Genomic DNA, 4,660 nt, shown 5'->3' with positions numbered 1-4,660 from the left:
CGAGCCTCAGACCATCAGAAATCCCTGAAATGAGGCCCAGATTTCCATATCCCGAAAAATCGACTGGCTCGACGAGCCGACGAAAGGTACGCGCTCGCTGACGAGGGGTATTTCAGCAAGCTGCTAGACGCCATCGTGGCTGGGCTGGATTTGGAGTGACGGAATTTTCGGCGGTTTGGGCTTACACCTCCGCTTTGATCCGGCGATCTTCGAAGAGCGCTTTCGCACCATCGAGCGCGTGTTCGCCTGGGAGGACAAGTTTCGCCGCCTGCTGCTGCGCTTCGAACGCATCAGTGATGTGCATTATGCGTTCAAGACGCTCGCCTATACGTTGATCAACCTGCGCCACTACTGCTGGAGCTGATCTCACGCTGCGGCACTGAGCAGTACGATCGGCGCGCTTGCGCCGCGCGCGCGCTCGACCTCCCGATTCCTGCATCTTCGCATACCGAAGCATTTCATCGCATCTTCAGTATTGCCCGCCCAACATGAATGTGCCCCTCCGGTTCGTTCGACCGCCCCTGCGCAAAATCAGCGTCGAAAGTAGCAACCAGTTGTCCGCGAACGCCGGCCCCCACACGGGACTGAAGTGCTTCTGAACAAAGCCTTCACGACGCTAGTTTAGGCTGTAAACCGATTGCGGTCTCCCGCTCCGAACACCGTGCTCAGCGTGAGGGCAGCCATACGCTCACTCACATTACCAAGGAATGAGTCTGCCAATGCATCGGCAATGCCAATACGATCAGCCCTATCGATTGCGGTCATTCTCCGGAAAAGGGACTCGCCAAGGGGACTTGTGACATTGAATGCTTCGATCAGATTACGAAGAATTACACCGATCGAAAAAACATCGCACTTTTCATCCGCAGATGGCGGAACGATCATCTTTTCCCTAATACATCTTATTTCTGTATTCATAATGGATCGGTATTGGTATGTTTTTCTTTTGATTGGAATAAATCCAAAAATTCGGCTCTTCTTCGTTACCGGTTCACGAACTATGCGTACCGCAGGCTCGGGCAATGCGACTGTGACGGTTTCGAGATGCTCCTGTCGGGATTCGGGGGCTTCGTAGCCACGCGTCCCCCCCAATGGCATCCCTCCCACTTCGCCCCAAAGGCCCCAATCAATGACCTTCAGTGTCCCGTTTTTGTCATACATAAAGTTTGGCGGCTTCAGGTCATTATGTACAACTCCGGCGCGACTTCCATATTGTGCCGCCACAAGCAAAGAGCGTATCGTATATTTTATGAGATTTATCTTTTCAATATTGTATACCGGCCGTTCCTTGATGCGATGAATTAGTAATGAGCCTGTCGGCCCTTCAATACGCTCCATAATTAGCAATCTCTTCTTGTCAGACCCAACGAATGACACATCGGCAATTCCAAAGACGCGAACGATGTTTGCAGGTACGCTACCCGCCGTGTCATAGATTTTTTTTGTGGCCAGGTACTCATGCATCAGGAGTGACGCTCCCTTTTCCCCGATGTGGTTGATTTCTTTTCCGACAAAACGCGTTCCATCAGGGGCGCTCAAAAAGTGAATCGTGCCGACTCCGCCTTTTGCCACATTCGCTTGATCGGGCTTAAGACGCGGCAAATGCACATCAAGCAGCCTGATCTGCCAGATGACCGGGCGGTACCCATAAATCCGCTTGCCGTTACTCAATCGGTGCTCGGCTCCAAGAGAGGTTAACCCAGCGATGTATGGATTCGGAGGTGCAACGCCAAAATCACGTTCCCGACGATTCGCATTTGAATTTTCATTCCAAGCGCCAAGGCGGCTTGGCGCACACTCGTGATAACGAACATTATGAACACGTGGAGGCATGATTTTTGATTTTTCGGGTTTTATCGCGATAAGCGATCTTTTCAAACAGCGGCACGAGCTTGATGACCCAGCGATGCACACGCGCATTGCGCAGACCGAGGCATGGTCGCCCAGTGGTAGGCTGCCGACGATTCTTCCGCCGTCGAATGCGAGGGCTTACGATAGGCCGACGACACGTTCGCACGACCAGATGGTTAAATACATTTGGGACCAGGACGTCTATGCGTTCGCCAGGAAGTTCGGGCAGCGAGAAGTAGTGACCGTCGGCAACCCCGTGAACCTTTGGCACAGCTTCGGCAAGGGGGACTTGCGTCAAGGTCATATAGTTGCATTCGCAACTACTTGGGCAAGGAACCTGCCGAACAACATCTTACAATATTTTCATTTGAAATTTTCTATAAATCTATTCTTCATCCAAGCTGTAAGATTTTCGTCATTTTTAAGTAGTATATCCATTTCATTCTTTTTTAGCCCCCCAACGACTCGCATGACTACATCTATATCTGTCAATACCTTCCGCCCGATTTCGGTGTCGTTCAGGTAATGCGTTTTCGGAGGCGATGTATCTTCTTTATGAATGGAACGCATAAGCAGGTTAACGAGGCTCTCCTTTATTGGGGTGGGGCGCGGCACCACCCGTGGCGATACGAAATTTCCCATGATTTCTACGGCCCCTTGCAAAATTTCATTACTTTCTGATTCGCAGTAATTGATGATTTTTTGCTCATTAGTCTCGTATGTTTGCTCGAATGCCGCGTTCAAAATATTTTGCAATCGTTGCTCGGTGCGAAATAACCGCAAAGTATTTGCCAACGTCCTTTCGCGGTTCTTGGTTCCGACGCTTTGCGCCACCACCCCCAAACCGGTCAGAAGAAGGTGCGATATCGGTTCGGGCGTGAGATCGGCAGCAAGTCCCACGACGGTGGTCAATTGAGAGTCCGTGAGCGGAACATTTCCAGGTACCGTCATTCTTGCCGTAGCTAATACATCCCCCATTGCTGCTGCAAAACCCTCATAATAGGCCCGACCTTCAGGGCTTGGGGGAGTGAATGCCGCGCGGCAAGCACGCTCAGGTCGCTGATCGCTCTCTTGTCCTTCCAAAACGCTTTTAAGCTTTGCGAGCGCTTGAGAATGAGCGTTCGAATCGTGAATCAGTTTATTATACTTGTCGCGACCGTCAGAATCTGAACCGAGCCAAGTATCGGAGATCTTGATCCCGATTCTTCCTCCATCTGAAAAATTGTTGCACCCCACCCGACTGACGGACGAACCGATTTTGGATCGTTCGATCGATATGCCCATTCTCCCTCCGGCAATGGTGGTATTATTTGAAAAGTAGTTAGCGCCATCCAATCCCGAGGGGCCAGCATTTGGGGGGGCGTAATCCTCCAAAGATGAACGCCGTAATGATCCAGTTGAAGATGGCCGCCTCCCTTGCTGCAAATGATCGGGGAGGCGAGGCAACCTTGTATCACGCTTGCTGCTCCGGCGCCCAGCTCGTTTATCAGCCAGCTGACGACCTGCCATGTCGTAGGAGTCGCCCGTCAGCATTGAATCTCGTACTCCTTTGCTGCCGCATATTCCCATAATCATTTCCTAAAAAATACATATTGCCCTGTCTATTCAACGGGCACAAACAGTCAATCTTTGATGACGTGCCGTTGATCATGACCCACGATCAAATGGATTTGCTATCGGACTCGTCGTCATCGACCATCTCGAGATCCAGCGTCCGGGCGGCTTGTCGCATTTCGAGTTTCGGCGGTTCGGTGCGTAGAACCTGCTCGCGTTGAGCTTAGCGCGGCGCAACCAGCGGAGAATATATTCCCTATCCGGTAGGGAGAGCACGTTGCCTAAGAACTGTTATCTCGATTACATCCTGACGGAAGGATACTTGCCATGTCCGGCCTATTTGAAAGATTCCAGTATTACTGCTTGAGCCACTCTACACAGAGCTATCATGCGAAGATGCGCTGCAATATCTGAAGTGCATTCAAGCGGGCTCCGCCGCATTAGCTTAACGAGGGCGAGTTGCCGGGGCTCTGTCGCATTAACGAGGACGAGTAGAATCGGTCAACTGGTGGCGTTGGTGCACGGATAGGCAAACGAAAGACAGGAGTAATAAAATCCGTTGTATTCTCGGCGACCACACTGCAGACCTGCATCGTTCACCTGATTCGCAACAGCCTTGACTACGCGAGTTGGAAGGACCGTAGGGGCTTGGCTGCCGCGATTCGACCGATCTACACGGCGCCTAGCGCAGAGGCCGCCCAGGCCGAACTTGATACGTTTGCGGAAGGACCCTGGGGGCAACGATTCCCGACGGTCAGCGCCGCATGGCGTAACGCGTGGGATCGCGTCATCCCGTTCTTTACGTTCCCGCCAGCGGTGCGTAAAGTCATTTACACAACGAATGCCATTGAAAGCATCAACGCGCAACTGCGAAAGATCATCAAGACGCGAGGCCACTTCCCGAGCGATGACGCCGCCACGAAACTGATCTGGCTTGCTCTGCGCAACATTACTGCGGGATGGAGCCGTTCCGCTCACGATTGGAAGCAGGCCATGAACCAATTCGCTATCCTTTACGCGGATCGATTCGTTCGACCATCCGTGTAAATCTCAACCCGCCTTGAACACGGAAATTCTGACACTCCCGCGGCAAGACAAATTCTTCGAACTGCGCTTCGCTCAATTTCGTCGGAATCGTTTGCCAGCATGGATTACCCGTCATTCGATGAGTCCAAACATCTGGACTCTAACCGATCTGCCTTCGCCGATCACAAATCCAGTATCGGCGCGGCTCACAGACAAATTCGATGACATC

The 4,660-nt window shown here is 52.0% G+C and carries 3 protein-coding genes and 1 pseudogene; 2 read left to right on the top strand and 2 right to left on the bottom strand.

Annotation, left to right across the window (positions count from 1 at the left end):
* Nucleotides 1-175 precede the first annotated feature (175 nt).
* Entirely contained in the window at nt 176-364 is a 189-nt protein-coding gene (locus GWC77_RS26915; protein ID WP_173262296.1) for a hypothetical protein, read from the top strand.
* 257 nt (nt 365-621) lie between these two features.
* Here the strand turns inward: GWC77_RS26915 and GWC77_RS26910 are convergent, their stop codons facing one another.
* Nucleotides 622-1,878, bottom strand: coding sequence for a hypothetical protein (locus tag GWC77_RS26910; RefSeq protein WP_173262302.1), 1,257 nt, complete (start codon nt 1,876-1,878; stop codon nt 622-624).
* A gap of 336 nt (nt 1,879-2,214) precedes the next feature.
* Nucleotides 2,215-3,384 (bottom strand): hypothetical protein, encoded by a 1,170-nt coding sequence (locus GWC77_RS26905; RefSeq protein ID WP_173262299.1) that lies wholly within the window; start codon nt 3,382-3,384, stop codon nt 2,215-2,217.
* A gap of 564 nt (nt 3,385-3,948) precedes the next feature.
* On the opposite strand from GWC77_RS26905, the pseudogene GWC77_RS26900 reads away from it, so the two are divergent.
* Nucleotides 3,949-4,452, top strand: a pseudogene (locus GWC77_RS26900) (transposase); the annotation flags it as partial.
* Between the last annotated feature and the right edge of the window lie 208 nt (nt 4,453-4,660).

Source organism: Paraburkholderia sp. NMBU_R16, from assembly GCF_013282575.1.
Lineage (GTDB): Bacteria > Pseudomonadota > Gammaproteobacteria > Burkholderiales > Burkholderiaceae > Trinickia.
This window is presented reverse-complemented; position numbering and strand designations above follow the sequence as displayed.

Coding starts and splice junctions, on each gene's coding strand:
- GWC77_RS26905 (WP_173262299.1), bottom strand. CDS start 3,384: ATGCTGACGGGCGACTCCTACGACATGGCAGGTCGTCAGCTGGCTGAT.